General features: G+C 70.1%; 32 protein-coding genes and 3 pseudogenes. 18 read left to right on the top strand and 17 right to left on the bottom strand.

Annotated elements, in window-relative coordinates:
- Positions 1-72: 72 nt before the first annotated feature.
- From ABD830_RS50175 to ABD830_RS50165, 3 genes and pseudogenes are all read right to left on the bottom strand, one after another.
- Entirely contained in the window at positions 73-351 is a 279-nt protein-coding gene (locus tag ABD830_RS50175; protein ID WP_378521146.1) for an aldo/keto reductase, read from the bottom strand.
- 277 nt (positions 352-628) lie between these two features.
- Positions 629-1,108 carry an aldo/keto reductase gene (locus ABD830_RS50170; RefSeq protein WP_345002696.1) on the bottom strand — a complete coding sequence of 160 codons (480 nt, stop codon included), beginning with the start codon at positions 1,106-1,108 and terminating at the stop codon, positions 629-631.
- Positions 1,109-1,113: 5 nt separating this feature from the next.
- Positions 1,114-1,787: pseudogene (locus tag ABD830_RS50165) on the bottom strand (NAD(P)H-binding protein).
- Positions 1,788-1,811: 24 nt separating this feature from the next.
- Here ABD830_RS50165 and ABD830_RS50160 point away from each other — a divergent pair.
- Together ABD830_RS50160 and gndA are read left to right on the top strand one after the other, a co-directional pair.
- Entirely contained in the window at positions 1,812-2,504 is a 693-nt protein-coding gene (locus tag ABD830_RS50160; protein ID WP_345002694.1) for an HAD family hydrolase, read from the top strand.
- A gap of 63 nt (positions 2,505-2,567) precedes the next feature.
- Positions 2,568-3,992, top strand: coding sequence for an NADP-dependent phosphogluconate dehydrogenase (gene gndA, locus ABD830_RS50155; RefSeq protein ID WP_345002693.1), 1,425 nt, complete (start codon positions 2,568-2,570; stop codon positions 3,990-3,992).
- A gap of 254 nt (positions 3,993-4,246) precedes the next feature.
- Here the strand turns inward: gndA and ABD830_RS50150 are convergent, their stop codons facing one another.
- Positions 4,247-5,125 (bottom strand): potassium channel family protein, encoded by an 879-nt coding sequence (locus ABD830_RS50150; RefSeq protein ID WP_345002692.1) that lies wholly within the window; start codon positions 5,123-5,125, stop codon positions 4,247-4,249.
- A 262-nt stretch (positions 5,126-5,387) separates the two neighbouring features.
- On the opposite strand from ABD830_RS50150, the gene ABD830_RS50145 reads away from it, so the two are divergent.
- From ABD830_RS50145 to ABD830_RS50135, 3 genes are read left to right on the top strand one after another with little or no spacing between them, the layout of a single operon-like run.
- The gene (locus ABD830_RS50145) at positions 5,388-5,726 is read left to right on the top strand and encodes an ArsR/SmtB family transcription factor (RefSeq protein WP_345002691.1); all 339 of its coding nucleotides are present in this window, start codon (positions 5,388-5,390) and stop codon (positions 5,724-5,726) included.
- A complete protein-coding gene (locus tag ABD830_RS50140; protein WP_344998904.1) occupies positions 5,723-6,193 on the top strand; it encodes an SRPBCC domain-containing protein in 471 nt (156 codons plus the stop codon). Before ABD830_RS50145 ends, ABD830_RS50140 begins: the two co-directional genes overlap by 4 nt.
- Positions 6,190-6,843: a dihydrofolate reductase family protein gene (locus ABD830_RS50135; RefSeq protein WP_345002690.1), complete on the top strand. Its 654-nt coding sequence runs from the start codon at positions 6,190-6,192 to the stop codon at positions 6,841-6,843. Before ABD830_RS50140 ends, ABD830_RS50135 begins: the two co-directional genes overlap by 4 nt.
- 381 nt (positions 6,844-7,224) lie before the next feature.
- Here the strand turns inward: ABD830_RS50135 and ABD830_RS50130 are convergent, their stop codons facing one another.
- Positions 7,225-9,504: a heavy metal translocating P-type ATPase gene (locus tag ABD830_RS50130; RefSeq protein WP_345002689.1), complete on the bottom strand. Its 2,280-nt coding sequence runs from the start codon at positions 9,502-9,504 to the stop codon at positions 7,225-7,227.
- A gap of 192 nt (positions 9,505-9,696) precedes the next feature.
- Positions 9,697-10,782, bottom strand: a complete 1,086-nt coding sequence (locus ABD830_RS50125) for a saccharopine dehydrogenase family protein (protein ID WP_345002688.1) — start codon at positions 10,780-10,782, stop codon at positions 9,697-9,699.
- A gap of 71 nt (positions 10,783-10,853) precedes the next feature.
- On the opposite strand from ABD830_RS50125, the gene ABD830_RS50120 reads away from it, so the two are divergent.
- Positions 10,854-11,801: a helix-turn-helix domain-containing protein gene (locus ABD830_RS50120; protein WP_345002687.1), complete on the top strand. Its 948-nt coding sequence runs from the start codon at positions 10,854-10,856 to the stop codon at positions 11,799-11,801.
- Between the two features lie 87 nt (positions 11,802-11,888).
- Complete coding sequence (locus ABD830_RS50115) at positions 11,889-12,239, top strand: VOC family protein (protein ID WP_345002686.1); 351 nt, start codon at positions 11,889-11,891, stop codon at positions 12,237-12,239.
- Positions 12,240-12,243: 4 nt separating this feature from the next.
- Here the strand turns inward: ABD830_RS50115 and ABD830_RS50110 are convergent, their stop codons facing one another.
- Genes ABD830_RS50110 through ABD830_RS50100 form a run of 3 tightly spaced genes read right to left on the bottom strand, consistent with a single transcriptional unit; the run spans position 12,244 to position 14,955 of the window.
- Positions 12,244-13,188 (bottom strand): helix-turn-helix domain-containing protein, encoded by a 945-nt coding sequence (locus ABD830_RS50110; protein WP_345002685.1) that lies wholly within the window; start codon positions 13,186-13,188, stop codon positions 12,244-12,246.
- A gap of 35 nt (positions 13,189-13,223) precedes the next feature.
- Entirely contained in the window at positions 13,224-14,006 is a 783-nt protein-coding gene (locus tag ABD830_RS50105) for an acyl-CoA thioesterase domain-containing protein (protein ID WP_345002684.1), read from the bottom strand.
- 4 nt (positions 14,007-14,010) lie between these two features.
- Positions 14,011-14,955 (bottom strand): helix-turn-helix transcriptional regulator, encoded by a 945-nt coding sequence (locus tag ABD830_RS50100; protein WP_345002683.1) that lies wholly within the window; start codon positions 14,953-14,955, stop codon positions 14,011-14,013.
- A 51-nt stretch (positions 14,956-15,006) separates the two neighbouring features.
- On the opposite strand from ABD830_RS50100, the gene ABD830_RS50095 reads away from it, so the two are divergent.
- Both ABD830_RS50095 and ABD830_RS50090 read left to right on the top strand, forming a co-directional pair.
- Positions 15,007-16,083, top strand: a complete 1,077-nt coding sequence (locus tag ABD830_RS50095; protein WP_345002682.1) for an epoxide hydrolase family protein — start codon at positions 15,007-15,009, stop codon at positions 16,081-16,083.
- Positions 16,084-16,129: 46 nt separating this feature from the next.
- A complete protein-coding gene (locus ABD830_RS50090) occupies positions 16,130-16,561 on the top strand; it encodes a type II toxin-antitoxin system PemK/MazF family toxin (RefSeq protein ID WP_345002681.1) in 432 nt (143 codons plus the stop codon).
- On the opposite strand, the gene ABD830_RS50085 is transcribed toward ABD830_RS50090, so the two are convergent.
- On the bottom strand, positions 16,558-17,556 hold the full coding sequence (locus ABD830_RS50085) for a LacI family DNA-binding transcriptional regulator (protein WP_345002680.1): 999 nt from the start codon (positions 17,554-17,556) through the stop codon (positions 16,558-16,560). The genes ABD830_RS50090 and ABD830_RS50085 overlap by 4 nt on opposite strands.
- Before the next feature lie 84 nt (positions 17,557-17,640).
- Between ABD830_RS50085 and ABD830_RS50080 the strand changes: the two genes are divergently transcribed.
- The 4 genes and pseudogenes from ABD830_RS50080 to ABD830_RS50070 all read left to right on the top strand — a co-directional run bounded on the left by ABD830_RS50080 (position 17,641) and on the right by ABD830_RS50070 (position 19,682).
- Positions 17,641-18,270 (top strand): GAP family protein, encoded by a 630-nt coding sequence (locus tag ABD830_RS50080; RefSeq protein WP_345002679.1) that lies wholly within the window; start codon positions 17,641-17,643, stop codon positions 18,268-18,270.
- Positions 18,271-18,660: 390 nt separating this feature from the next.
- Positions 18,661-18,816: pseudogene (locus ABD830_RS54545) on the top strand (IS5/IS1182 family transposase); the annotation flags it as partial.
- Positions 18,817-18,933: 117 nt separating this feature from the next.
- Positions 18,934-19,176 (top strand): annotated as a pseudogene (locus ABD830_RS54540) (hypothetical protein); the annotation flags it as partial.
- Positions 19,059-19,682 carry an IS5 family transposase gene (locus ABD830_RS50070; protein ID WP_378521135.1) on the top strand — a complete coding sequence of 208 codons (624 nt, stop codon included), beginning with the start codon at positions 19,059-19,061 and terminating at the stop codon, positions 19,680-19,682. The pseudogene ABD830_RS54540 and the gene ABD830_RS50070, both read left to right, overlap by 118 nt.
- Before the next feature lie 14 nt (positions 19,683-19,696).
- Here ABD830_RS50070 and ABD830_RS50065 read toward each other — a convergent pair whose 3' ends face one another.
- Positions 19,697-20,173 (bottom strand): hypothetical protein, encoded by a 477-nt coding sequence (locus tag ABD830_RS50065; RefSeq protein WP_345002677.1) that lies wholly within the window; start codon positions 20,171-20,173, stop codon positions 19,697-19,699.
- Between the two features lie 244 nt (positions 20,174-20,417).
- Positions 20,418-20,849: a hypothetical protein gene (locus ABD830_RS50060; protein ID WP_345002676.1), complete on the bottom strand. Its 432-nt coding sequence runs from the start codon at positions 20,847-20,849 to the stop codon at positions 20,418-20,420.
- Between the two features lie 63 nt (positions 20,850-20,912).
- On the opposite strand from ABD830_RS50060, the gene ABD830_RS50055 reads away from it, so the two are divergent.
- On the top strand, positions 20,913-21,014 hold the full coding sequence (locus ABD830_RS50055; protein WP_344993115.1) for a VOC family protein: 102 nt from the start codon (positions 20,913-20,915) through the stop codon (positions 21,012-21,014).
- 507 nt (positions 21,015-21,521) lie between these two features.
- Here ABD830_RS50055 and ABD830_RS50050 read toward each other — a convergent pair.
- The gene (locus tag ABD830_RS50050) at positions 21,522-21,665 is read right to left on the bottom strand and encodes a hypothetical protein (RefSeq protein ID WP_344993112.1); all 144 of its coding nucleotides are present in this window, start codon (positions 21,663-21,665) and stop codon (positions 21,522-21,524) included.
- Between the two features lie 256 nt (positions 21,666-21,921).
- Here ABD830_RS50050 and ABD830_RS50045 point away from each other — a divergent pair, with 256 nt between their 5' ends.
- The gene (locus ABD830_RS50045) at positions 21,922-22,368 is read left to right on the top strand and encodes a hypothetical protein (RefSeq protein WP_344993110.1); all 447 of its coding nucleotides are present in this window, start codon (positions 21,922-21,924) and stop codon (positions 22,366-22,368) included.
- A 223-nt stretch (positions 22,369-22,591) separates the two neighbouring features.
- Positions 22,592-22,873, top strand: a complete 282-nt coding sequence (locus tag ABD830_RS54535; RefSeq protein ID WP_378521134.1) for a PIN domain-containing protein — start codon at positions 22,592-22,594, stop codon at positions 22,871-22,873.
- A gap of 29 nt (positions 22,874-22,902) precedes the next feature.
- Here ABD830_RS54535 and ABD830_RS50040 read toward each other — a convergent pair whose 3' ends face one another.
- Positions 22,903-23,124, bottom strand: a complete 222-nt coding sequence (locus tag ABD830_RS50040) for a hypothetical protein (RefSeq protein WP_344993108.1) — start codon at positions 23,122-23,124, stop codon at positions 22,903-22,905.
- Positions 23,125-23,363: 239 nt separating this feature from the next.
- On the opposite strand from ABD830_RS50040, the gene ABD830_RS50035 reads away from it, so the two are divergent.
- A complete protein-coding gene (locus ABD830_RS50035) occupies positions 23,364-23,975 on the top strand; it encodes a hypothetical protein (RefSeq protein WP_344993106.1) in 612 nt (203 codons plus the stop codon).
- 109 nt (positions 23,976-24,084) lie between these two features.
- Here ABD830_RS50035 and ABD830_RS50030 read toward each other — a convergent pair whose 3' ends face one another.
- Both ABD830_RS50030 and ABD830_RS50025 read right to left on the bottom strand, forming a co-directional pair.
- Positions 24,085-24,234 (bottom strand): hypothetical protein, encoded by a 150-nt coding sequence (locus tag ABD830_RS50030; protein ID WP_344993103.1) that lies wholly within the window; start codon positions 24,232-24,234, stop codon positions 24,085-24,087.
- A 69-nt stretch (positions 24,235-24,303) separates the two neighbouring features.
- On the bottom strand, positions 24,304-24,861 hold the full coding sequence (locus tag ABD830_RS50025; protein WP_344993100.1) for a hypothetical protein: 558 nt from the start codon (positions 24,859-24,861) through the stop codon (positions 24,304-24,306).
- A 61-nt stretch (positions 24,862-24,922) separates the two neighbouring features.
- Here ABD830_RS50025 and ABD830_RS50020 point away from each other — a divergent pair, with 61 nt between their 5' ends.
- On the top strand, positions 24,923-25,372 hold the full coding sequence (locus ABD830_RS50020; RefSeq protein ID WP_305917685.1) for a hypothetical protein: 450 nt from the start codon (positions 24,923-24,925) through the stop codon (positions 25,370-25,372).
- A gap of 541 nt (positions 25,373-25,913) precedes the next feature.
- On the opposite strand, the gene ABD830_RS50015 is transcribed toward ABD830_RS50020, so the two are convergent.
- On the bottom strand, positions 25,914-26,375 hold the full coding sequence (locus ABD830_RS50015; protein ID WP_344993094.1) for a hypothetical protein: 462 nt from the start codon (positions 26,373-26,375) through the stop codon (positions 25,914-25,916).
- Positions 26,376-26,507 lie beyond the last annotated feature (132 nt).

The raw sequence follows: 26,507 nt of genomic DNA, 5'->3' as shown, positions 1-26,507 counted from the left end.
TCCCCCCTCACTTCAGGGGACCCCTACCGCCGATGCCGGAAGCCACACCCCCAGAATCGGCAAAGCATCAGGTCAGGGACGCCTGCGGAGGTTCGCGTCGGCGAGCTGCGGCGGCTGCCACCCTCGGTCGGCGGGGTTGATCGTGACGCCGGGCGGGACGATCTCGTCGATGCGGTCGAGCACGTCGTCCGACAGGCGCACCTCCGCGGCCGTCAGCTGGCCCTCCAGGTGCTCCATGGTGCGCGGCCCGATGATGGCGGAGGTCACCCCCGGATGCCTGATCGTGAACGCGATCGCCAGCTCGACCAGCGTGACGCCGGCCTCCTCGGCCAGCACGGCGAGCTGCTCCACCGCTTCCGGTTTGCGCTGGTTGATCTCCTACGCATGCCAGTGCCGGTCGGGCAGCTGGCCGTGCTGCCCGACGCGTCGGCGGCGTCCTGCCCCTTGCGTTGACGTGCTCTTCGGCATGAATGCCGACGATTCAGCCCGTGCTGCACAGATGCAGCACCTCTGCGGCTTCCTGCTTCACCGAGCTGAGCCACCGGAGTGGTCTTACCAGCTCTCCACAGGCTTTCGAACCTCGAGAGGCGCCGTTCCCGCCCGTCCGGCGGTACCCAACGCGAACACGCTACCAGGCCAGGCTCTCCTTGACAGCCGATCGGCGGACCTTGCCCTGGCGTACGAGGTCGGTGAGCGCGCCGAGGGTCTCCTCGATGTCGGTGTCCGGGTCGGGCCGGTGGATCTGGTAGAGGTCGATCCAGTCGGTGCCGAGGCGGCGCAGGCTGTTCTCGACCTCCTGGATGATCCAGCGGCGGGAGTTGCCCCGCTGGTTGGGGCCCTCCCCCATGGCGCCGTGCACCTTGGTGGCCAGCACCACGTCGTCGCGCTTGCCCGACTTGGCCAGCGCCTGGCCGACGAACTCCTCCGACACGCCCTGGGAGTAGACGTCGGCGGTGTCGATGAAGTTGATGCCGGCGTCGAGCGCACGATCGATGATCTTGGCGGACTGGCCGGGGTCGGACTCGCCCCATCCGCCGAACATCATCGCCCCCAGGCAGAGCGGGCTTACCTTGAGTCCGGTACGTCCAAGTACGCGATATTCAGTCACACGTATCACTCTGTCGCAACAAGGTCGATGATGGGAGTTTCGCCAGAAACGAGTTCCAGGGTCCGGCGGGCCGTACCCGGCGCTTCGAGCAGGGCCATGATGACGGCGGCCACGTCGTCACGCGGCACCGCGCCCGGCGGGACCTCGGGTGCCAGCCGGACCAGCCCCGTGCCGGGCTCGTCGGTCAGCCGTCCGGGCCGCCGCTGGTCGCGTATTCTCGCGGGGACTTCGTCACCACGGTTGCTCTCCGTGCAGAGACGGCGCGCAGGTCCTCCTCAGCCTCGGTCTTGGCCCTGATGTACGCGGCCCACACCTCGTCGCCACCCCTGGGCGGCTTGCCCGCGCCCATGGACGAGATCTGGATGAACCTCCGCACTCCCGCACGTTCCGCCGCGTCGGCCATCAGCGCGGACGCGGCGCGGTCCACGGTGTCCTTGCGCGCCGCCCCGCTGCCCGGCCCGGCACCGGCCGCGAAGATCACGGCGTCGGCGCCCGCCACGATCGCCGCCACCTCGTCGAGGGTCGCCCGCTCCAGGTCGCACACGACGGCCTCGGCGCCGGTGGCCTCGACGTCGGCGACATGGGCGGGATTGCGGACGATGCCGACCGCGCCTGATTTGAGGCGTCCGGCCAGCTTGAGCGCGATTTTCCCGTGCCCACCCGCGATGATGATCCGCATAGTCGCCCATGGTGTCATGGACCCATGAGCGAGTTCCCTGAGGCCCCGACCCCCGCGTTCCTCTTCGACCTGGACGGCACCCTGATCGACAGCGTCTACCAGCACGTGATCGCGTGGCGGCAGGCACTGTCGAGCATGGGGATCGATCTGTCGGTGTGGCGCATCCACCGGCGCATCGGCATGAGCGGCGGCCTGTTCGTCAGCGCGCTGCTGCGCGAGACCGGGCTGAAGCTGACGCGGGAGCAGATCGACACGTTGCAGACCACGCACATGGAGGCCTACGAGCAGCAGGTCCACTCCGTGCGGCCGCTGCCGGGCGCGGCCGAGCTGCTGTCGGAGCTGACCTCGCGCGGCGTGCCGTGGGCCATCGCCACCAGCGGGTACGCCCGCACGGCGCGGCTGGCCCTGGGCATGCTGGGACTGCCGGAGGACACCCCCATGATCACCCGCGACATGGTGCGCAGGGCGAAGCCGGACCCCGACCTGTTCCTGGCCGGGGCGGCGCTGGTGCGCGTGGATCCCGCGCATGCCATGGTGGTGGGCGACAGCGTCTGGGACCTGCTCGCCGCCCGCCGGGCCGGCGCGCTGGGCATCGGGCTGCAGTCCGGTGGGTACGGCAGGGACGAGCTCGAACGTGCGGGGGCGTTCAGGGTCTACGCCGATCCGGCTGACATGCTGGACAGGCTGGACGAACTGGGTGTACGGCAGAGCGACTGATCCTGGAATATCCCGCGGAACCACCGGGCTTGCCCATGCGTATCCCCCACAAAGGAGCTTGAGATGGACATGGCAGACATCGGCGTCACCGGCCTGGCCACCATGGGACGCAACCTGGCCCGGAATCTGGCCAGGCACGGATACGCCGTGGCCGTGCACAACCGGACATACGGCCGCACCCAGCAGTTGGTCAAGGAGTTCGGCGGCGAGGGCACGTTCGTGCCGTCCGAGGAGATGGCCGCGTTCGTGGCGTCGCTGAAGCGGCCGCGGCGCGCGATCATCATGGTGAAGGCGGGGGCCGGCACCGACGCGGTGATCGACCAGCTCGCCGACCTGATGGAGCCGGGCGACATGATCGTCGACGGCGGCAACGCGCACTTCGAGGACACCCGGCGGCGCGAGGCGGCGCTGCGCGAGCGCGGCCTGCACTTCGTCGGCACCGGCATCTCGGGCGGCGAGGAAGGCGCGCTGAACGGGCCCAGCATCATGCCCGGCGGCTCCAAGGAGTCGTGGGAGGCGCTCGGGCCGATCCTCCAGGACATCGCGGCCAAGGTGGACGGGGTGCCGTGCTCGGTGCACGTCGGCCCTGACGGTGCCGGACATTTCGTGAAAATGGTCCACAACGGCATCGAATATTCGGACATGCAGCTCATCGCCGAGTCGTACGACCTGCTGCGCCAGGCCCTGGGCGCGACGCCGGCCGAGCTGGCCGAGGTGTTCCGCGAGTGGAACCGGGGTGACCTCGACTCGTACCTGATCGAGATCACCGCCGAGGTGCTCGACCAGGTGGACGCCGAGACCGGCAAGCCGTTCGTGGACGTCGTGGTGGACCAGGCCGAGCAGAAGGGCACCGGCCGCTGGACCGTGCAGAGCGCGCTCGATCTGGGCGTGCCGGTGACGGGCATCGCCGAGGCCGTCTTCGCCCGCGCCCTGTCCGGCCACCCTGAGCAGCGCGCCGCCGCCGCGTCCCTGCAGGGGCCCAGCCTTTCCGGCGTCGGCGGGCATGAGCTGGTGGAGGACGTGCGGCAGGCCCTGTACGCCTCCAAGATCGTCGCGTACGCCCAGGGCTTCGACCAGATGTCCGCCGCCTCCCGCGAGTACGGCTGGGACCTGGACCTGGGAGCGATGGCCACGATCTGGCGCGGCGGCTGCATCATCCGCGCCAAGTTCCTGGACCGGATCCGGGCCGCGTACGACGCCAACCCGGCCCTGCCGACGCTGCTGGCGGACCCGACGTTCGCGGCCGCCCTGGACGTGGCGCAGGAGTCGTGGCGGCGCGTGGTGACGACCGCGGTCCAGATCGGCGTGCCCACGCCCGGCTTCTCCTCGGCCCTGGCCTACTACGACGGCCTGCGCCGCGACCGCCTCCCGGCGGCGCTGGTGCAGGGGCTGCGCGACTTCTTCGGAGCGCACACGTACCACCGGGTGGACAAGGAGGGCGCCTTCCACACGGACTGGTCCGGCGACCGCACGGAACGCCAGGCGTAACCGGACCGGCCTCGCAAAACCTGGGGAGCTGGGCACCGTCGGCGCACTTCACGACGGCGCCCGGCCCCGCCTCCACATGTAGCGCGCACGCACCCGGCCCCCGACCAGGCACGATGACTCTCCCATGCCTTCGCTCACATGCGAGTGCCAAGGGGAGCACGAGCTCAAGCCGGAGCCTCTGAAAAGCAACGTTCGCCCCCTTGATGGCCACCTCGCGGGGCCCCGAAGGCAAGCCGGATGGACAGGCAGGGCGCTCAGGCCTCGGTGCGGGCGCGACCGTGGTCGGCCGCGTACGCGGCGAACACCTCCGCGGGGGTTCCAGCCGTGTGGAGGAAACGCTGGTCAAGGATGGTGGCGAGGTCCTCCAACGCCCCAGCGAGCAGGGTGGCCGTCAGGCGCACCTCTGCCCGTCGGGCTGCCTGCCCGAGCTGGGCGAGGTGAGCGGCATAGCCGATCGTGGCCGCCAGGGACGAGTGGTCATCACCGTCATGGAAGTAGTAGGCCTCGGCGTACTGGGTGAAGTCGATGCGGACATGTGCCACCTCGGTGGCCAGGCTTTCCAGCAATGACGCACCTGCAGCGCAGTCGAGCTGCCGCACCGACGGGTCCGAGCGGTGCAGCAGCGCCAGCCGGATCGCGAGCACCCGTCGGCGGGTCAGCGTCGGATAGATCTCCAGCACCCAGGAGACGGTGGCCGTCAGGAGGACGAAGCCCATGAGAGCTTCCAGGGGCGAGACCAGGCGGAGCCAGCCTGCGGCAGGCACGATGTCCCCGAGCCCGAGGGTGGCGACCATGACGAGCGACAGGTAGAGGGAGTCGAGCAGTTCCGGCTCCTGCGACAGTCCGGAACCGGGTGCGAAGACGAACGCCTCCGGCATGTGGGGCCAGTAGACGATGGCCCAGCCCAGGATGATGGTGACGGCCCACATGCCGACCACCGTCACCATGGCGAGGGGACCGACGAGCCCCACCACCCGCCTGCGCGCTCGGAGATGCCGGGCCAGTTTCCACAACGCCGCCATGACGAGCCGGCTCAGGCCTCCATGGCGGGTCGGGTGCCAGAGCGTGTGGAACAGGTCTCGTAGGGCGGCCATGATGAGCGCGGCTCCGAGCAGGGAGACCAACCACTCCATTCATCTCTCCCGCAGTGACCGTCCTGTGGAGCGGCGGGGCGGCCCGTGCGACCAAGGCCGGGTGATCTGCCACCCGAGTCCGGGCCGCGCTTGGAGCCTAGGCTGCAAGCAGCGCTGGTGAGCGCAGACTCGCCGTATCTGAGGTGCAGCCAGGCTGCAATGATGAGGGAATGAGTAACTGTCGGTGACGGTTTGTGATCGCCCGCGCGGGCTCAATACTTAGCCTTTGCGCTAACCGTTCGGGGCCACCATACTTAGCCGCATGGCACAGTATCCGGCGCAGCTCGACGGGGTCTTCGTCGCCCTCGCCGACCCGACCCGGCGCGCCGTCGTCCGGCGCCTCGGCCACGGGCCCACGAGCGTCGGCGACCTCGCCCGCGAGTTCCCGATGACCCTCCCCTCGTTCATGAAGCATGTGCGGACGCTCGAATCGAACGGGCTCATCCGCACGGTCAAGTCCGGCCGGGTGCGCACCTGCGTGCTCAATCGCGAGCGGCTCGCCTTGGTCGACGATTGGCTCGCCGAGCAGCGCCGCATCTGGAACGAGCGCACCGACCGCCTCGAACAGTTCGTCACCGACCCAGAGGAGAACAGGCAGTGAATCCCGATCTCGACCTTGCTCTGGAGCGGATCATCCACGCCCCGCGCGCGACCGTATGGAGAGCCTGGACGGACCCGTCCCGGCTTGAGCAGTGGTGGGTCCCGGCTCCGTCCCGCTGCCGGGTGGACCGCCTGGACCTGCGGCCCGGCGGGGCGTTCGTGACCCGGCTGAGCGACGACGGGGCCGAGTTCGTCCCGCACCTGGACGCGTGCTTTCTCGCCGTGGACGAGCTTGAGCGGATCGTGTTCACCAACGCGATCGACAGCACGTGGCGTCCCGCGAGCCCCGCCCCGGTCGCGATGACCGCCACGATCACGTTGAACGATCACCCGGACGGCACGGACTACCGGATTGTCGTCCGGCACGGCGACCCGGAGGCCCGCGCTCATCACGAGAAGCTCGGCTTCGCCGACGGCTGGGGGACGGTCACCGCCCAGCTGGCCGCACGCACCGAAGGCAGGCAATGAAGATCACTCTCACCGAGTTCGTCACGCTCGACGGGGTCAGTCAGGGCCCCGGCTCGCCGGGAGAGGACACCAGCGACGGATTCACCCGTGGCGGCTGGCTCGTCCCCCACATGGACCGGACTTTCGTCCAGCGCGCCTCCGAATGGCTCGACCTCGCCGACGGCCTGCTGCTCGGACGGCGGACCTACGAGGCGTTCGCACGCGACTGGCCGAAGATCACCGACCCGGCCGACCCGTTCACCGAGCGCATGAACACCCTGCCGAAATACGTCGCGACGAACACCCTCACCGAAGGAACCTGGCACCCCACGACCGTCCTCAAGGGCGACCCGGTCCATGCGGTCACCGAACTCAAGGCACAGCCAGGCCGGGAACTCCAGATCCACGGCAGCGCCCGCCTCGGCGACTCCCTGCTGTCGGCGGGCCTGATCGACATGATCCGCCTCGCGGTCGCCCCCGCCGTCCTCCGGACCGGCCGGCGGCTGCTGACCGGCGCGGGCGCCCCGTCCGGCCTCCACCTGCTCCGCCACGAAGCCACGCCAAACGGCCTGCTGCTCCTGGAATACGAGGTGACCGGCCAAGCACGCCAAGGCGAATACGAGGGCCTCACCGCCTTCGCGTGCGGGCCGGCGTGTCAGTCGAGCGTGTAAGCGCGGCGAACGAACTCGGCCCCTGCTCATCCGCATGCGCGAGGTCACCCACGCCGGGATCGGCCGGCTACGCACCGGCGCATTTCGCCCGTGACAAGCGCCGAGGCCCCCGCAATCACCCCCATCTCAGTCTGAGAAGACAGCGCGGCTCAGGGGCGTTTCACCCGCGCCGCGGCGGCGAAGGCGAACTGCTCGATGGTGTCCGCAGGTGTCCGGACGATCAGCTCGCGTAGGTCGGAGTGCCAGCACGCCAGGCGGGACACGACCAGCTCGCGCAGCTGCTTCCCGCGCGCACCGCGTCACTCCGGGGCCATGGAACGGCGGCGTCACGGCGGAGTAGCGATCAGCCCGGTCTCGGCGATGAACCCGTCAACGCATTCTTCACTCGGCTCGGCCGGCCAGCGAGAAGTAGGCCTCCTCTTCTTGCGCGAAGTGCAGGGTCAGGACGGCGTGCAGCCCATACAGGCACGCCCGGAGATCGTCGATCTGTTCCGGCTTGGGCCCGTCCCCTCCAGCGAGTTCGACGTGCCGAGCCAATCTGGCCGCGAGCCTGGTGATCTCGGCGTGTGCCCTGCTCATGGTCACGGTCGCCTCGGGGTCGCCGAGCAGCCTGCTCAGCGCCGGGTACAGGCGCTGCTCCTCGGCCTGCTCGTGCGGCAGGATCTCACCGGTCAGCACGTCGTGGACGTGCCGCAGCAGGGGCAGCGTGGTCGACGCGGGCCGATCGAGTGCGTCGGCGGCCTCGCGGAGCAGGTCCAGCGCGGGACGCAGCGCGGCATGCTCGCGATCGAAGCGGTGCAGCAGGGCATCGGTGGGGGCGTCCACGTGCAGGCGGGTTCCTCTCGCCGGGCGCAGGGCGCGCAGCGCGTTGAGGATCACCGCGACATCGATGCCCTCCTGCAGAAGCGCGCCGGCGGCCGGCGGAAGGCCGCCCAGAGCCGCCACGAACATCGCGACCAGCGACAGTCCCATGCCGACCCCCGCGCTCTGCACCGCGATGCGCCGGGCACGGCGGGCCACGTCCATGGCATCGGCCAGCCGGTCGAGCCGGTCGGTGGTCAGCACCACGTCGGCCGCCTGAGTGGAGGCCGCCGACCCGTGCGCGCCCATGGCCACCCCGACCTGGGCGGCGGCCAGGGCCGGTGCGTCGTTGATGCCGTCGCCGACCATCACGGTCGGTGCGCGTGCGGCCTCCTCGCGCACTGCCGCCACCTTCTGCCCGGGTGTCCGCTCAGCGAGCACGTGATCGACGCCGAGCACGGTGGCCACGCTCTCGGCGACCTCGGCCCGGTCGCCGGTGAGCATCACCACGCGTTCGATGCCCGCGGAGCGGAGCCTGCGCAACGTACGAGGAGCGTCCGCGCGCACCGCGTCGCGAAGGAGGATCACTCCGGCGACGTCTCCGTCCACGCTCACCCAGACGGTCATCGCGCTGTCGAGCGCCGCCCTGGCCCGCTGTGCGGCCATCCAGGCCGAGTTCAGCCCTTTCGGTGCCTTTCCCACGTGCACCAGCCGCCCGTCGACGGTTCCCGTCGTGCCTGATCCGGCCTCCTCGTGCACCCGTTCGGCAGTGAACGGCTCCCCACCGCGCTCGTCCGCGGCCCGGGCGATGGCGGCGGCCAGGACATGGGAGGACATCCGATCGACCGCGGCGGCCAGGCCCAGCACCTCACGTACGCAGAAACCGTCCGCGGCGACGATGTCGACGACCTCGGGGCGTCCCTGGGTGAGCGTCCCCGTCTTGTCCAGGACGAGCGTGCGGGCGCGGCCCAGCGTCTCCAGCGCGCCTCCGCCCTTGACGACTACACCTCGGCGTGCCGTACGCGACAGCCCGGAGGCGATCGCGGCGGGCGCGGCCAGCAGCAGCGGGCACGGGGTCGCCACCACCAGCACCGCGACCGCCCGTACCGCCTCGCCCGACAGCGCCCACGCCAACCCGGCCAGCGCCAGCGTCGCGGGCAGGAACCAGGCGGCGAACCGGTCGGCCAGACGCACCACCGGAGCGCTGTCCGCCTCGGTCTCCCGGGCCAGCCTGACCACGCCGGCGTAGGTGCTCTCCTCGGCCGTGCTGGTGGCCCGCAGGTCGAAGGCCGGGCCCGCGTTCACGACGCCGCTGCGCACGCTCTCCCCCACCGGATACTCCACCGGCAGCGCCTCACCTGTGAGGGCGGACTCGTCCAGCAGCGCTGCGCACCTGACGACCACGCCGTCGACCGGCACCATGTCACCGGCCGGGACCAGCAGCAGGTCTCCTCGCGACACTTCGCAGACGTCCACTCGACGCGGGCCATCGCGTTCATACCGGTGCGCCCGGCGCGGTGCCCGCTCGTACAGCGCGGTCAGATCACGCCGCGCCCGGCGCATCGCGTACTCCTCCAGCGCCCGCCCGCCGGCCAGCATCACCGCGATCAGCGCACCCGCCAGATACTCCTGTACGGCCAGCGTCCCCACCAGGGCGAGCACCGCGATCGCGTCCACCCCCAGACGGCCCGCGCGCAACGCCGAGACCACCCACCAGGCGGCCGGCCCGACGGCCACGATCGTCCCCGCCGCGAGCACCACATCGCCCCAACCGGGCAGCCCGACCAGGCTCAGGACGCCCCCAACGGACAGGGCGGCCACCGTGAACCCCAGGAAGACCATCGGCCAGAGACGCTTCACACCCTCAGCCTTCCCGCCTGACCGGCCCCCTCCCAGAGACCTTCGGCCTGCCTCGACAGGCCGGTACCCGCTATGCCTCAGCGGTCCCCGCCCGTTCGTGCCCGGTGGGGCCTGGACCACACGAGCGGGGCGGCTCCGGGAGGCCGGCGGACACACAGCCCTCGGGAGCGGCCCCGCATGCGAGGCCCCGCGTCAGCCGCGTGTGTCGAGCGGGACGTGCAGCGACAGGTGCGGGGACAGGGCGCGGAGGAAGTCCGGGGCGTCGAAGATCGCGCCCGCGGAGGCGACGCCGGTGGTCCTGGTCCGGCCGGTGAGGATGCGGTCCACGGCCTCCACCGCGAGCGGCGCGCTGATGGCATAGATGTCCTGACCGGCGGCGCTCACGCGGCGCTCCGAGCCGCCGGAGCGGACGAGGACGTCGACGACGAAGGTCTGCGCGGAGCGGCCGCGCTCGTCGACGGCGGCCGGCGCCGAGGTGTCAGGAGCGGACAGGTCCGCGGCCGCCCTGGCCGTCATGTACGTACGCACCTCCGCGACGGCCAGGTGGCTGGGAACGGTGACGACGTCGGCCATGGTGAACTCACCGATGACGCTCTGGGGGCCGAGCGGTGCCGGGAAGGGCCACTCCAGGGTCGGCAGAGCGTCATCGTGGTACTCCAGCCGCCCGCCGGTGAAGCGGACCCGGCGGCCGTTCCGCCGCTGCCCCGAGACGACGCCCGAAGCGCGCGTTCCGCCGGTGGGGTGCCAACTGCTCAGGCCATAGGCGATGTGCGCCTCGTCCGCCGCGGTCCAGTCGCCCATCGCGGTGGTGACCAGCAGGTCGCCGAGGCCGCCGTAGAAGGCCATCGCCGGGACCACCACGGTGCCCGCGGCGCGGGCGCGCTCCGCGAAGTGCGCGAACGTGTCGACGTTCGCCTCGATCTCGGCTGCCACGTCCACGTACGGGATGCCGGCGCGCAGCGCCGCCTCGACCAGCGGGGCGGCGGTCGAGGCGAAAGGGCCGGCACAGTTGATCACAGCGGCCGCGCCGTTCAGCGCGCGGTCCAGCGAGGCCGGGTCGTCGACCGACGCCTGCCGCCCCTCAAGCCCGGGGTACGCCTCCACCAGCGCCAGCAGCTTGCCCCGGTCACGACCGACGAGCAACGGGACGTATCCGCGCTCGCGCAACTCCGCCACCACGAACCGCCCGGTGTGCCCGTAAGCGCCGTACACCGCCACGTCCCGACCCGATCCCATGCCCGCTCCCATGCCCGCTCCCACGTGCTCGAAGTGATTCACTGCGGAAATCCTGGCCGGTTGGCGCATCGATGCCCAGTGTCTGGAACGACATGACCCGTACAATTTCCGACATGATGTCTGTCCCGCGCTCCCTCGCGGTCGCCGCCACCGACGGAATGCTCCACTTCGAGCTGGCCCTGGCCTACGAGGTCTTCGGCTCCGCCCCGGACGCCGTGCCGAGCCCCTGGTACGACGTCCGGGTGTGCGGCACGCACGCCGTCCGGGTCGGCCGGTTCCTGCTGGAACCGGACTGCGGGCTCGACTGGCTGGCGCACGCCGGCACCGTGATCGTCCCCGCCCTGGCGGACGTCGACGAGGACCCGCCGGCCGATCTGGTCCAGGCGGTACGCGCGGCCCACGAGTCGGGCGCGCGGGTGGTCTCCCTGTGCACGGGCGTGTTCGTGCTCGCCGCCGCCGGCCTGCTGGACGGGCTGCGCGCGACCACGCACTGGGCCCACACCGAGGCGCTGGCCGCGCGCTATCCCCGGGTGGAGGTCGACCCGGACGTGCTCTACGTGGACAACGGCAGCGTGCTCACGTCCGCGGGCAAGGCCGCGGCGATGGACCTGTGCCTGCACCTGGTCCGCCGCGACCACGGCTCGGCGATCGCCAACGTGGTCGCCCGCCGCCTGGTCGTGCCGCCCCACCGGGCGGGCGGCCAGGCCCAGTTCGTCTCCACACCGGTGCCGGCCCAGGACGACCATCCCCTGGCCGAGCTGCTCACCTGGGTGATGCGGCGGCTGGACCAGCCGCTCACCGTGGAGGACCTGGCCCGCCAGGCGAACATGAGCTCGCGCCACCTGGCCCGCCACTTCCGCTCGGCAACCGGCACCACCCCGCTGCAGTGGCTGCTGACGCAGCGGATCCGCCGCGCGCAGGAGCTGCTGGAGACCACGGACGACAGCGTCGACGCCATCGCCTCGGCCGCGGGCATGGGCACGGCGACGACACTGCGCCGCCATTTCCACCGCACGGTCGGCGTGCCGCCGGACGCCTACCGGCGCACGTTCCGGGCGTGAGGCCGCAGCCCTCGGCGCTCAGGCATCCCCGGTGGCGGTGCAAGGATGTTCAAGACCGGGCCGTCCCGTCGCCGCCAGGCTGGGTGCATGACAGCGACTCTTACCTCCATCGTCATCGACTGCGCCGACCCCGCCGCGCTGGCGGCCTTCTACGCCAAGGCCACCGGGCTGCAGGTCGGCTCGGGCGATGACGACTTCGTCGGGCTCGAAGGCGGCCCGGTGTCGATCTCGTTCCAGCGGGTCGACGGCTATCAGGGGCCCGGCTGGCCGAACGGCGGGAAGCACGTGCACCTCGAGTTCAAGGTCCCCGACGTCGAGGCCGCCAAGAAGGAGCTTGCCGGGCTCGGCGCCACCGTGCCCGACGTCCAGCCGGGCGGCGCCGACTGGACCGTGCTCATCGATCCCGAAGGTCACCCCTTCTGCGTCATGGAAGGCTGAGACATCAGGAATCTCGGGCGGCGAGCAGGCGGCGCAGGGCCGTAGGGGTCTGGCCGGCGTGGCGGCGGATCGTACGGGTCAGGTGGGCCTGGTCGGCGAAGCCCAGATCGGCGGCCAGGCCGGCCAGGCTCGTCTCCCCGTCCTCCAGCCGGTCGAGCGCCCGCCCCACGCGCACGCGGTTGCGGTAGTGGGTCAGGGAGACGCCGAGCTCCCGGGTGAACGCCCGGCTGAGCTGGTACGGCGAGACGGCCAGGAGCTCGGCCAGCGACAGCAGCCCGCCGGCCGCGGGGTGATCGGCCCCGATGGCCTCGCGAGCGGCGTCGGCGATCGCCGCGCTGGTCCTGACGACGGCACCCGGCGATCCCCCGCTCCCCCGGCCGGATCTCCCCTTGATGACACGTCCTCCGGAGAATCTGCCGGTACGGGCGCTCACCTCGGTGCTGCCCGTACCGGTGGCAGCAGCGGTGGCCGCTCTCGACGCTCCCCCGCCGGAGGGGGCGGGCGTCAGCTGCCCGAGGGCGGCGCCGATGAGGGAGAGCAGGGACTCGGCCAGCTCGAAGGCCGGGTCGCCGCCGCGCGCCGCCACGAGAAAGCGCCGGTGGGCGAGGTCCAGGCGGGCGTCCACGTAGAGGGTGGGACGGGCCGGGAGCGGGCCCTCACCGGCGAGCTTGTGCCACAGCCGAGGCGACAGGGACACCGAGGTGCACACGTCGCCGCCGGCCGGATGGGCGAAGTGCTCCTCCTCGCCGGGCACCGAGAGGTATGCCATCGTCGGGTCGAGCACGGCGGCCCGGCCGTCCGCCATGCGCCGGAACATGCCGCGACGCACCAGCACCAGGCCGTGCCGGGAGCCGACCTCGGGCGCCGACCACCCGCGATGGTCGTCGACGCAGGTCACCGCGTCGAGACGGAACCCGTCACCGGCGGCGAGACGAACAGCTGAACGCACCCGCCGAACGCTACGCCACGGGTACGACAATCCCGTCAGGACCGGCGGCCGCCGATGGCGACCGGGTTGGCCAGCGCCGTGACCACGCAGAACCCGAACGGTCCGGTCGTGTCGTGCATGGTGACCTGCCCGGTCGCCACGCCGTCGGCGCTCAGGTGGCCGGTGGTCTCGACCCCGATCAGCTCATCGGCCGGGAGCCGGGCGAGCGTGAGGGTGTAGTCGGCGTTGATGAACTGCAGCCCCTCCACCCCCGCGTTGCTCAGCGGGCTGGCGAAGTCGGCGGCCAGCGCCGCACGGACGAACGGGGTCAGAGGCTCCTCGTCCACCAGCGGATGCGTCTCCCGCACCCACACCCGCCCGGGACCCGGCTCGCCCCACTCCGTCACCCGCCACAGGTCGAACGGCGGGGACCACGCGACGCGCCCGTCCACCGGCGGCGGCGCGTCGGGCGGGGGCGAATCCCACGCGGGCGTGACGAACGTCTGCTCGCCGCCCGGCTGCTCGCCCTGCCGCAGCAGCACCGCGCCGGCCCGCCCGATCACCCCCTGCTCGGTGGAGATGATCGCGTCGGCCACCAGGATCCGGCGTCCGGACCTGATCATCGAGGTCTCCACCGTGACCGGCATCATCGGGCTGCTGCGGAACAGATCGACCGTCAGCCGGGCGAAGTGCAGCCCCGGCTGGGCGTACCGCGTCTCGATGGCCCGCGCGGCCAGCCCGCCGAGCAGGCGGCCGTGGAGCATGTCGGAGGACCAGGGGCCGCGGGCGTGCGGCGCGGGCACCAGCTCGCCCTGCTTCTGCGTGAAGAACGCTGACACAGAATCAGATTCTAGAGGAGAGCAGCCGTTCACCGAGAGCGCGCAGCTGTTCCTTCAGCTCCACCGGCTCCAGCACCTCGACCTCCACGTCCAGGAACGCGACCGCCACGGCCATCAGCCGCAGGTCGTCCCCGCGCAGGGTGAGCAGGCACGTCCGGTCGTCCACCGGCTCGACCGTGCCCGACGTCCTGTCCGCGAGCCGCTCGGCGGGGGCGTGCACGAGGAAGCGGGCCTCGAAGGGCCACATCTGGTGCGCCAGCCGGTGCTGCACCCAGGCGGCCACGTCGGGCTCGGGCGGCTCGCGCGGGGTGAAGCGCGGGCCGTTCGGGGTCCGCAGGCGCATCCGGTCGGCACGGTACGTGCGCCAGTCGCGGCGATCGGCGTCCCAGCCGACCAGGTACCAGCGGTTGCCCTTGGTGACGAGGCTGTGCGGCTCCACCCTCCTGAGCGCGCTGTCGCCCTGGTGGCCGGTGTAGTCGAAGCGGAGCTGCTCGCGGTCGCGGCAGGCGGCGGCGACGCGGGTGAGCACGTCGGCGTCGACGGTGGGTCCCTCGCGGTTGATCCGTACGGTGTGGCGCTGCAGCGTGTTGACGCGGTCGCGCAGGCGGGCGGGCAGGACCTGCTCGAGCTTGGCCAGCGCGCGCAGGGAGGCCTCCTCGATGCCGGTCACGGTGCCGTTCGCGGCGGTGCGCAGGCCGACCGCGACCGCGACGGCCTCCTCGTCGTCGAGCAGCAGCGGCGGCAGCTCGGCGCCCGCGCCCAGCCGGTAGCCGCCGGCGACGCCGGGCGTCGAAACGACCGGGTAGCCGAGGCTGCGCAGCCGGTCGACGTCGCGGCGCACCGTCCTCGGGGCGACGCCGAGCCGCTCCGCCAGATCGGCGCTGGACCAGTCGCGCCTGGCCTGGAGAAGCGACAGCAGGCGCAGCAGTCTCGCCGACGTGTTCAACACGGTCACCATTGTGGCCCGATTCTGGCCGCATTGGCGTCTAGCGTCGGGGACATGGACGAATTCGTCATCGACATATCCCAGGACCGGCTCGACGACCTGCGCGAGCGGCTGGAGCGCACCCGCTGGCCGGATGCCCTGGACGGGGTCGGCTGGTCGTACGGCGTGCCGCCCGAGGCGGTGCGCGAGCTGGCCGGCCACTGGCTCGACGGCTACTCGTGGCGCGCGCACGAGGCCCGGCTCAACGCGTTCCCGCAGTACACCACCGTGATCGACGGCCAGCGGGTGCACTTCGCGCACGTGCGCTCGGCCCGGGCGGACGCGCTGCCGCTGCTGCTGACGCACGGATGGCCCAGCACGTTCGCGGACTTCTCGCGCGTCGCCGGGCCGCTCAGCCGCGACTTCCATCTGGTGATCCCGTCCATCCCCGGGTTCGCGTTCTCGGGCCCGACCACGGAGCCGGGCTGGGGCGTGCGGCGCGTCGCCGCCGCCTGGGTGGAGCTGATGTCGCGGCTCGGCTACTCCCGGTACGGCGCGCACGGCGGCGACTTCGGCGCCCTGGTCTCGCCCGCCGTCGCCCGGCTGGCTCCAGAACGGGTGGTGGGCGTGCACGTGAACGCCCTCACCGCGTTCGTCACCGACGACATGTCGGGGCTGACGGAGGCGGAGGTGGAGCGGGCGCGCGGCGTCGAGCGGTGGCGGCGGGAGTTCTCCGGGTACGCGGCCATCCAGGGCACCAGGCCGCAGACGCTCGCGTACGCGCTGGCGGACTCCCCCGCCGGGCTGCTGGGCTGGACGCTCGACGCGTTCGCCTCATGGGGGCGGGACGTGGGCGGGGTGCCCGCCGACGACATCCTCACCGATGTCACCCTTTTCTGGCTCACCGGCACGGCCGGGTCAGCTGCCCGCATCTACCGGGAGAGCGGCGGCGACTGGGAGGTGCCGGACGCGCCGGGGAAGACCCCGACGGGCGTGGCCGTGTTCCCGGGGGACAGCACGGTCAGGCGGTACGCCGAGCGGGCGCACAACGTGGTCCACTGGTCGGAGTTCCCGACCGGCGGCCACTACGCCGCCCTGCAGGCCCCCGAAGCGCTGGCCTCCGACATCAGGGCGTTCTTCGAGGTTCTCTGACTCCACCAGCGCCTCGGTGCGAGACCTGGCGCGGTAGGCTCCCCCAATGCGCGATCTAGGTGAGGACCCCCGGCCCGCCCGGGGTGCGGTACGCGAGATCCACTCCCTCAGCGGCCCCGCCACTCTGGCGTACTCCCCCGACCTCGACGGTCTGGCCGACCCCGGCGAGATCGTCTGGGCCTGGGTGCCGTACGAGGAGGACCCGGCACGCGGCAAGGACCGGCCGCTGCTGATCGTGGGCAGGACGGGGCGCAGGCTGCTGGGCCTGATGCTGTCCAGCAAGGGCGACGAAGGGCCCGACTGGCTGGAGCTCGGCGCCTGGGGCCGGGACGACCGGGTGTCGTACGTACGGATGGACCGGGTCTTCGTGCTGGACGAGGACGACATCCGGCGGGAGGGCGCGGTGCTCGACGGCGAGCGGTTCGCCCGGGTGGCGGCCTGGCTCATGAAGACCCACGGCTGGGAGGCCGGCCGCTAGCCGGTGGAGGCTCGCGCGATCAGGTCGGGCTGGTAGATCACCTGGCGGTGCTCGTGGTCTTCCGGCTCGTTGGCCTCCTCCAGCAGCATCAGCGCGGCGGTGTGGCCGAGCTCCTCGCGCGGCTGCCGGATGGAGGAGAGCGGAACGGCGGCCGCGGCGGCGAAGTCGATGTCGTCGTAGCCCAGGATGGCCAGATCGGCCGGGACCCGCAGGCCGCGCTGGGTCATCTCCTGCAGCACTCCGATGGCGACCAGGTCGTTGGCGCAGAAGACCGCCGTGGGCCGGTCGGCGGCCGGCAGGGTGGCGATCTCCTCGCCGGCCGCGCGGCCGGTGGCGACGGTGAGGTCGGGCAAGGGGATGACGGTCAGCTTCCCGGCCCGGCCGAGCACGGCGGACAGGCCGTCGTGCCGCTGCCGCACCTGGCGTACGGTGAACGGCCCGCCGGCGAAGGCGATGTGGCGGTGCCCCCGCTCCAGCAGGTGCCGCCCGGCCAGCCGGCCGCCGAGCAGGTCGTCCACGGCGACGGCACAGCCGTTGTGGTGCGGCGCGGAGCTGTCGAAACGCACCACCGGGATGCCACGGGAGACGAGCCGGCCCAGCCGCTCCTCCTCGCCGGGGTCGTTGACCGGGGTGATCAGGACGCCCAGCGGGCGCTGCTCCTCGAACGTCTCCAGCAGCCCGGCCTCGCGATCGGCGTCCTTGTTGCTGTTGAAGACCATCACGGTGAGGCCCTCGTGCTGCGCGGCCGTCTCGACGCCGCGCAGCACATCGATGAAGAACGGGTTGGCGAGGTCGAGCGCGACCACGCCGATCGTGCGGCTGCGCCCGGCCCGTAGCTGGCGGGCCGAGCCGTTGCGGACGTAGCCGAGCCGGGCGATCGCCGCCCGCACCCGCAGCCGGGTGTCGGCGGCCACCATCTCGGGCCGGTTGAGCACGTTGCTCACGGTGCCCACGGAGACCCCGGCCAGCCGGGCGACCTCTTTGATGCTCGACATCGTTCCTCGTCGCAGGCGTGTTGTTTGATCATAACGCCTTCGGCCACGGGTCCGGCACCACGTCCCAGGGGGTATCTCCCCGGCATGGACCTCACGATACTGCCGCTCGCCATCACGATGATGATGGGACCTCAGATCATGTCCGCCATCGTCCTGGCGACGAGCGAGCGGCCTGTGCGGGTGTCGCTGGCCTTCCTCACCGGCGTGGCCGTCGCCGCCACGGCCGGCGTGGCGATCGCTTGGGCCGTCTTCGCGTTGCTGGCCGGAAAGGTGGAACTCGGCCGGCCCTCCGAGCCCGGATCGCTGGGCACGATCCTCCAGATCGGATTCGTCACTCTGCTGGCCCTGCTCGCGATCAGGAACTACGTCACCCGGGCGACCGCCGAGCCGCCGTCATGGCTGGCCGCGCTCATGTCAGCCGGACCCCGCAAGGCCTTCACGACCGGGCTGCTGGTGATCCTGCTCATGCCCTCCGACATCATGGTGATGGCCACCGTGGGCGCCAGGCTGGCGCAGGCCCACGAGACCCTCGCGGCGACGGCGCCCTTCGTCGCAGCCACGGTCCTGATCGCCGCCGTGCCTCTGCTCGCCGTCCTCGCCTTTCACCGACGGGCGAAGCTCGCCATGCCACGGGTGCGGGAGTGGGTCGACACGCATGGCTGGCTCGTGAACATCGTTGCCTGTCTCATCTTCATCGCACTCGTCCTGGCGTGACCGCCTCGTCCTCACGACCTGTGACAGTGCCTGCCGAACGAACTCCTCCGCGAGCGTGGCCAATGGATGGCCGGAAGAGGCGTCCAAGCCATGATCGACGGCACCATGGACAACGAGATCGACACCCAGGCCACCGACGGCGACCCAGCCGAGGTGGCCGAGCTGGGCAGGAGCATCCGCCGCACTGGATGGGACGCGCTTCCTGACTGGCCCCGCGACGCGGCCGGGCTCGAGACCTGGCCACCGCCCGGGCACGAGGTCACGATCAGCCTCACCGAACAACAAGGGAACCTCGTGGTCTCTGCGCTCGATGCATGGGCGGAGATCGCGGACCAAGAACATGACGCTGCAAATCCACTATGCCTGCCAAGGCGAACCCGACACCTACGGCTGTACTCGGCGGTGCTGCTGGATGCGGTCGCCACCCAGGACACCATCACCCAGCTGATCGCCGCGATCCGCCGGGTGGCCCGCCAGGTGCCCGACGCGAGCGCGCTGGTGGCGGCACGCTGTCACGCTCACGACTACACCGACCCGGGCCATCCCATCACGAGGCCGCCGTCGCCCCCGGCCTGCTCGCCGCCGAGGACTACTGTCCAGTGGTGTGCGCCATGGACAGAGGGCAAGCGGCGCACAGCCCGGTGAAGGTACTCGTGGAGAGATCTACCGCCCTGCTACGGCAAGTGGAAGACGGCTTACAACCGGCATCGCCGCTGGTCACTGGATGGCACGTGGGAACGGATCCTGGATGGGTTGCGCGCGGGATGCGACGAGGCCGAGGGCGAGGACTGGACGGTCAGCGCGGACTCCACCGTGGTGCGGGCGCACCAGCACGCAGCCGGGGCGCAGCATGCGCTGGCCGTCGATATCCCTGTAAAGGGGCCGCGGAAGATCACAAACGGGTGACGTCGGGCCGGGAGGCGCTCGGCCGGTCGCGAGGCGGCTTATCCACCAAAATTCACCTGGTCGCCGATCGGCGCTGCCGTCCGATCGCCCGGCTCACCTCGCCGGGCCAGCACGCCGACTGCCCGCAGTTCATCCCGCTGATGGAATCCATCCGCATCCAGCGCCGAGGGCTCGGGCGGCCGCGTACGCGCCCGGCGCGAGCGATGGCCGATAAGGCCTACTCGTCCCGCGCCAACCGCCGCTACCTGCGGCGGCGCGGCATCAAGGCGGTCATCCCGATCAGGAAGGACCAGCAGGCCAACCGGCAAAAACTCGGTTCCAAGGGCGGACGGCCACCAGTCTTCGACCGTGATCGCTACAAGGAGCGCAACACCGTGGAGCGCTGCGTCAACAAGCTCCGCCAGCATCGCGCCGTGGCCACTCGGTACGACAAGCGGGAGCGCATCTACCAGGGAACCATCGACGTTGCCTCTATCCACATCTGGCTCCGCGACCCGGTCACATGATCACGGGGCGCGTGCTAGTCCAGGCCGCGAGCGGGAATTCCCTCGATCATCCCGCGGTAGGGATGCCTCTGGCCGAAGGTTTCCTCCCACAGCACGACATCCCCTTGCGCAGGTGCCAAGCCGGGCCGATAGCTCCGAATCGGCCATCGACGGTCATCGCAGTAAGCGCGATAGAGGACCACCCACAGCTCCTCCACCGCGGATCTGAACTCCGCGAACGGAATGCTCCTGCTTCGCAACGGATCGAAATGATCTTCCATGGCCGCGTGCTCTGGAGTCAGCGCCACCGTCACTTCGTCGCCCACGATGACCTCTCGGCGCGATCGACGCTGCCATATCTGAGCCGTGTGATACAGAACCACCAGGCACTTGTAAGGATCTGTGTCGATGCCGAAGTGCAGGAATGTCCCTAGCGTGGCGTCGTACTCATCCGGGATTGCCAGAAAGCCCCCATCGGTCAGATCGAGGCACTTCAGACGTTCCTCATCCATACCAATGATCTACACCAAACCACCACCAAAGATCACAGGACACGCCCCAATCCGCGAGACGGGATTCGGGACGTTCGTGCAACGTTGGCCGCCTCCTTCGCGGCTGTGCTGCGCGGCATGTCCGAGTGGGCCAGGGACGGGGCCGACGTCACCGAGCTCAGATCGGTCGCGGAGCCGGCTCTCGCCGTCTGGCCCGGGCCGAAGTCATAGCAGGGCGGCGGCGTAGAGCCTCTTCCACTACTGCCTACTTGATCGTGATGTAGCCGGAGCTGTTCAGGCACTTGGTGCTGTTACAGGTGCGCAACATGTACTTGTAGACGGTGCCGGTGGAAGCAGTCCAGTTATAGCCGGTCTTCGAGTGGCCGCAACCGTTGTCGTTCTTCTGCACCCAGCCGCCGATCCAGATCTTGGGGCCGTACTTGTCGCACTTGGTGTCCCTCGTCCTGAACCAGATGTAGTCCTGGTCGATGCGCTGCCATCCACTGCCCTTGACGGTGCATCCCCTCTTGACATACCCCTCGGCGGAGGCGCCGGTGATGCTCGTGGAGAAGGTCTGCGTGGACTTGCAGCCCGTGACGGTGAGGGCTGCGGCAGGTGCCGCATTGAGGGTGATGGTCGTGGCGGCCGCGACCACGCCGACGGCAATCGCGGCGATGCGCTTGGAAGTCAACTTCATGAGCCATGAAGCTAGCGACGTCTGGTATATCGCCGGTATATAGGCCTTCCCGGGGCGGGCGAGGTGCTCGAGCTCGGCGCGTCCAAGCACGCGCACCAGCCCGGCAGGTCCTTCCGGGTCTTCCTCGACCCGGAAGGGCATCCGTTCTGCCTGTGCGCGAGCTGACACGTCTATGCCTCGGATGAGCTGGTTGGTCCGTCCCGCCGTTGCCGCCGGCTTGCCCCGGCGCTGCGCGTTATGGGCTTGCGGGCCTCTCGGTTGTAAGTTCCGGCAGTAAATGGCCGGGAATCTCCGGAGCTACTCGGCAGGACATGATCTCTTGACGGCAGGAGTACAGCCCTCAGGACCAGTCCTGCCAGAGAATCCTGCCACCGGTGCTGGACCCGAAGCGTTAGCTGCCGGGCGGCAGCGGGATCAGCACGCACGGCTTGACCGGGCCCTCGATCAGCCCGCCCGAGAACGCCCAGCCCGGACCGCCCATCATGGATGACGTCCACCAGCAGGGTCCGCCCAGGACCGAGGAGGCGCGGGTCGAGGTTGAACCCATTCCTGCTGGGATTGAGGAGTTCACGTGTTTTGAGGTGAATCCGCTTTTCCCGCTCCGGGTCGCACGTCTGGCCGCGCGGGACAAAGCTGATGTCGGTGTTCACCCCGGGGTCCTTCAGATCCTGTTCAAGCCGCTCGGACTCTCTGAGCTCCTCGAACTCCGTCGCTGACGTTCCACGACAGCGAGTTGGCCATTGCCGGCTGTGCCAAGGCGAAACTCGATGCGATCGCGATGGCGCCGATGGCGGCGGTCTTGAGCAGCTTCTTCATGATGCTCCTTCTGTCGGGGCGGGTTCTGGTGCCCGCCGAGAAGGAGCATGGATCAAGGGTTCGAGTCAGGCGACAGATCCCTTGGACACAGTTCGGCCGCAGCCGTGCGGACTTTGGTCGTCGGCTGCCTGGTCGTCGAAACCTGCGTCTGACTAGCGTCCCACTAGCGCGCTCCGAGTGGTCTGATTGGGACATACCTCCGCCATACCGCGTCTCCGTATGGTCTCACCTCGACGGGAATCAACGGAGGGACCACATGAAGATCATGCGTACCGCGGTCGTCGTCGGGGCCATGGGGGCCGTGGCCATGATGGGCGCGCCCGCGTCGGCGTCGGTGACCGCGTCCGCCTCGGCGTCCGCGCCGGCGGTGTCGGTGACCACGTCGGCAGCCAAGGCCCTCGTCGCAACCTGTTCGAAGGGGTCCTACAGGCTGAAGGTGACCGTCACCTACATCAACACGTCGTTTGGGCACCACTTCAGCCGTGTCCGCTGGACGGCCTCCGGAGGCCCCACCACGGTCAAGGTCAGCCTCGTCCAGGATCGCGGCGGCCTTCCGGACGCCGAGTTCCTGGCGACCGTGATCACGGGCAACTCCGGCAGCAGGGCGATCTCGGTGACCCGGCCGATGGCGCATCGGGTCTTCGTGAAGCTGGCCGGTAGGAACGGTGTCACGAGCTGCGTCGGGCAGAGCGGCGTCATCTGATCCGGACCTCTCGCGCCCGCCGTCGCGGGAGACGGCGGGCGCCGGAGGTCAGAGCGAGGGGTGGGGGAGTTCGAGGTCGACCACGATGGGGAAGTGATCGGAGGCCTCGGTGCCGATGACGGCCACCGAGGTCGTTTGATGTCGCGAGAGGTCATGACGTAGTCGATGCGCTGGTACGGCCTGCTCACGCTGTAGGCGAAGCCGTCGCCCGCACCGTGGTGCGATTACGATCGACCTGTGGCCAGACCCGCCCGGCCACGTCCGTCTGCCCCGTGCTGATGATGAGATCATCGCCCGGGCGGTGGCGTTCCAGGCGCTCGCCGGTCGGCCGGTCACTCTTCTGACCGGCGACATCGGCATGTCCACTCGAGCGCGGATGGCTGGCCTCCAAGCGCTCAGGCTCGACCTGCCTGATGCGACCCACAAGCCGAAGAAGCCGCCGCGCGGCACCCAGCATCCGGTTCTGCAGAATGTGAGTTCTCAGGATGGGGCGGCCGGGTCTTAGATCGGTCCGACGTGGCCGCCCGCTTTCCGTTATGACGCCGGGAACACCGCTTCTTGCTGGACCCGCGCCACCACGTACGTGACGGGACTCTTCTTGGCGGAGGCCGCCGTGGCGGCACCCTGGGCGTCCGCAAGAGCATCGTCCAGGTTATGGACGCTGTAGGTGTAGGTGCCGTGAACGGACAGGCGGCCGTTGCTGTGGTTGAACTCCATCACGACAAACTCGGTTCCGGAAAGGGTGCCGTCGACCACGAGGATCTCCTTCGGCTGGGGAGCCAGGCTTTCAGGGTAAGCCCGCTGTGTTCCTCCGGAACTGATTCTGTCGGTGACATGCGAACGGACAGTGGGCCGATGTTTTATCGCAGATAGGGAGGTGCTCCAGCCACCACGTGGCCAGCCGACCACACCGCCTGGGCCACGGCCGTTGTGCGACCCCGGCAGTCGGCGCAAAGCCCGGGCGGGTGCCTGAGGCACGGCGTAGCGTCACGGTCGTGACACGCCAGAACGAGGCAGCCGACCCGCCCCGCGGCGGTGTCGACCCGGTGGCCGCGCTGATCGGCGCCTGCCACCACTTCGCCACCCACATCGACGTGCTGGCCGACCAGCTCAGCGCAGTCGGCGTGGTCGGCCTGAGCGCCGATGACGCCGAGCGCGTCAGCGACGCGATCACACGCGCCTTCACCGCGACATCGCTGGCCAGCGCCTTGACCGTCGGCCTGCGACGCGCGTGCGACGACGACGAGTGCCCGCACTCCAACATGCTCACCGACGCCGAGTGGGCCCGCCTGACGGCTGGCAGGATCGCGGTGAACGCCCGCAAAGCCACCTACTCGTGCGAGCTGGAGCCCGGCCACCCGGGCCCGCACATGTCGCTGGCCCAGTCGTATGGCGAGCACGACACCTGGATCCGCTGGGCCGACGGCGCGCGGGAGCTGGTCGACCTCGCGCTCTGCCCGTCCTCGGTCATTCTTGCCGATGATCCCGAGCCGTGTCTGTTGTTCGACGGGCATCCCGGCAATCACTCCTACGACCGGGGCGCCGTTCCTGACGACGGCGGGGGCCCTTCACCGGAGCGCGGGATGGACGGCGTGCCCGGCGAGTAGAAGGCAGGCCTTATCGGTCGCCCGCGTGTTCGGTGCCTTCTCGGATTTCGGTCCGGTGAGGCCGCAGCAGGGCACGGGACCACGGAACGCCCGTGGTCCCGCCTGCAGGTCAGTCAGTCAGGTGAGGGTCGTTTGCCATGTCGATCAGCTTTTGCTGGTTGGCCGCCGAAGGGACACGGCCCGCGATGCTGCTCGGCATCTGCCAGCTGTGGGCCCCGAAGTGCCCTGCAGGCAGCTGGCACAGCACGCTGTCGTCCACGTCGTCTTGGGTGGCTATGCAGGTGGAACCGGGAGCCATATGTCGGTCGGTTTGAGAGCCACTTGCTGATCAACTGCCCTGGAGTGTTAGTGAAAACGAGAGCCACGTCCCCGTGCATCTAGGGCATGGCTCTGGTGACGCTGGGTGAATGTGATCAGAGCTCCGCCAGGAGCGTCCGGGCTCGGATGGGGCGAGCAAGCCCGCGTGCAGGGCATCGCGCGCGATCCGCTCTGCCTCGGCCCGCAACACCGCATCGCCCTTGTCGATCAGCTCTCGGGCGAGCCTCTCCGGCTCGTCCACGTCAGCGGTCTCGATCACGCGGACGGCCTGGTAGAGCAGTTCGCCGACGGGTTCGCCGCGCAGGGTGTCGGGGTGGACGGCGATCTCGGCGCTCAGCCAGGCGATGCGAACGCGGGTCGGTAGGTCCGCCTCGCGCCAAGTCGGCCAGGGCCGGGTCCGCAGGTGTAGGTGGAGGCGGGGAAGGGCCAGCGCTGCCTCCGGTGCGGCGGGCAGCGAGTCCGGCAGCACGGTCAGGCGGGACACTTGGTGAGCGTCGAGGCGTTCGGCCATGCCGATGAGGCGCTTGGCCCGCAGGTGTGGATCCACGTGCTTGTCGACCGATGTCATCGGCGCTCAACTCCATCCGGTCCGGCGAACAGCGCCCAGCGTAAGGGTCCACACTGGGATCATGACCCGCCCCCAGGACTTGGCCGCCGAGATCGAACGGGTCAGCGACGCCCTGGAGGCGATGATGCCCACCCGTCACGTGGTATCGCTGGCGCTGTACGGGCCGGTGCCGCGCGACAGGGAGGTGTTCGAGTTGGTCCGGGACCTCTACCGAGCGCACGGACCGGCGGGGACGGCCGAGTCCGTCGCGGCGCCCGAGGACCCGCAGGTGCTCCTGGCGCAGATCCGCTCCTGGTACGGCGTGTCCGACATCGGCGAGGCCGCCGGACGTGCGGAGGCGGAGTTCCTGGCTCAGTACGCGGTGGAGCTGATCGCCGAGACGCTCGGCCCGACCCGCTCCGTCCACCCGGTGGAGTTCCGACCCAATGGCTGGTACGCGGCGGTGTGGGCCGAGCGGTTGCTGCTCACCGAGGAGTGGGCGGCGATTATCTCGCTGACGGGGGACTCCTGACCGCTCCCCCGCCCAGACCGTGAAGCAGATGGAGTGAGCCGTGCGCCATCCGAACCGCGCTGCCCGGCCAGCCGGAGCCCCCGCTCATCCCGGCCGAGGGCCCTGCCGAAGCGTCCAGTTAAGTTACTCGCGGGTACCGCCAACGGCTGTCCGCAGGTTCCTCAACCCCGGACTCGGTACTTGATCGCGATCTGCCGACCCGACAGCCCTGCACGAGGATCCCGGCGAATCGCCGCGAATACCTCCACCCTGGACTGAGGGTGTGTCACCAGCGTCTCCTCACACGGAGTAACGCTTCGATACTCGCATTGCGAACCCTCAGGTGGCTCTGGAATTCGCTAACACGGCGGGAATGTCCAGATGATCCTGATGTTACGGGTAAGAGCCAGGGCGGGACATGCCGATGTCTCCGAAACTCCCGGCGTGCGTTGCGCTGGCGTTCCAGAGTGCTGTGATCTTGCTGTGTGGGTGCGCCGTCAATGGTGCAGTCCGTGTTTCGGGGAAGATCTTGATCGGTTTGCGTCGCGGGCCTGAAGACTCGTCAGGCCGGGCCCTTTGTCGGAATGCCCTCGATCCTTCCACGGTACGGGTGCGGTCGCCGCCACTGCTCCTCCCAGAGCACAAGATCGGCGAGATGCTCAGGGAGGTCGGGGCGGTACACCCGGATCGCCTGCGCGCTGTCGGGAACCGTGATGATGAAACGCCAGAAGGATTCGATCGCCGCCTTCGCCTCCGCGAACACATAGGAGGTGAAACGTTCTTCCAAGAACCGATTGGAGACGGTCACCTTGTCGGGAGCGAACTCCACATCGTAGCCCTCTCCTTCGAAGTGCTCGGCGTTCTTCTCGAGTGATTCGACGTCTGCTATGGACATCAGGGCGTTGAGGCACCCGTAGTAATTGCGGCCCAAGTCGAAGCTCAACCAGATCCCCAACTCCCGGTCGTGTTCGGGCTGGGAGCCGGCATAGCCGATCCCGCCATCGCGCTTCACGTAGAAGTCCATGCCCTCACCGTACTTCGCTACTGGTCATCGACCCATGCGGGCGGTCTCTCCTGTCGCAGGGTCAGTCCGGACGTTGCACGATCGTTCGCAAGGTAGGTCCGGACGTCGCAAGGTTCGCGCGGACTGGACAGG

Origin of the sequence: Nonomuraea helvata (assembly GCF_039535785.1) — a bacterium.
Lineage (GTDB): Bacteria > Actinomycetota > Actinomycetes > Streptosporangiales > Streptosporangiaceae > Nonomuraea > Nonomuraea helvata.
Note: the sequence above shows the minus strand (reverse complement) of the source record. Positions and strands in the feature narration are given on the sequence as shown.